At 57.4% G+C, this 1,203-nt stretch carries 1 protein-coding gene; it reads right to left on the bottom strand.

The annotated features are described in order from the left end of the window. Positions 1–41: 41 nt before the first annotated feature. Positions 42–1,203, bottom strand: a 1,162-nt coding sequence (locus HZB34_13130; GenBank protein ID MBI5316903.1) for an aldehyde dehydrogenase family protein, incomplete at its 5' end; no start/stop codon positions are given.

A 1,203-nucleotide genomic window follows, 5' to 3' on the forward strand; every position in this document is an offset into this window, starting at 1 on the left:
CAGAAGAACTTGAAGAATACGACATCAAAGCGGCAAAGGCCTCATTGAGTCGATTCGAATCCCCGGCGAAGGGTGTTCTCGCTGATGACTCTCGCGATCATGAATTGAGCCAGATAGTCTTCCCCGCCCGCCTTCGCACCTACCCCTGAGAAGCGGTGCCCACCGAATGGTTGACGAGAGACAAGGGCACCGGTGATTGGTCGGTTTAAGTACAGATTCCCTACATCGAAGTGCTCTCGGGCCATCGCAAGATTGGCAGGACTCCTGGCATAGACCCCTCCGGTCAAAGCATACTCGGTTTCATTGGCCAAGCGGATCGCATCGGCAAAACTGTCAGCCTTCATGACGGCTAAGACCGGCCCAAAGATTTCCTCCTGTGCCAGACGGTGATGGGGTTGGATATCGACAAACACCGTCGGCCCGACAAAATATCCCTTCTGATCTGAGGTGCGCTGCACGAGGAGCCGGCCTTCCTCGAGTCCGAGTGCAATATAACGCTGTATGCTCGCTTGGGCTCGGGCATCGATCACTGGTCCCATCCTGGTGAACGGGTGCATGGGATTGCCGACCTCCAAGCTCAGCACTGCCTCTCGGAGGCGGGACACGAAGGAGTCGTAGATGATGGTGCGATGGACGATCACTCTGGAGCAAGCCGAGCATTTCTGTCCCGCATAGCTGGTGAACGATGTGACGACTCCGACGATCGCTTCGTCGAGATCAGCCGTCTCATCGATGATCATGGCATTCTTCCCGCCCATCTCGGCAATCACCCGCTTGATCATAGGCTGTCCTGAGCCCACGCGCGCTGCCTCGGCCAAGATGTGGAGTCCCACGGTCTTCGATCCGGTAAACGCGATCGTTGCGACTTGGGGATGTGCGACGAGCGCTTGGCCGACCTCCGGCCCACCCGGGAGGCAGGCCAAACAACCGGTCGGTACACCGGCCTCGATGAAGATGTTAGTAAGCAGAGTTCCTAAACCGGGCGCGCGTTCCGATGGTTTGAATAGAACTGGATTGCCGGTCACAAGTGCCGCAGAAACCATTCCGGTGGGGATGGCGAGCGGAAAGTTCCATGGTGCGATGACGACGGTCACACCGCGCGGTGCATAGGTGCGCTGGTTGAGCTCTCCCGGACGGTTGCCTAATCGTATTGGTTTAGCCAGACAGTCCATCTCGTCTGCATAGTAGCGAAGGAAGTCGATC

This window comes from Nitrospirota bacterium, assembly GCA_016219645.1.
Lineage (GTDB): Bacteria > Nitrospirota > Nitrospiria > Nitrospirales > Nitrospiraceae > Palsa-1315.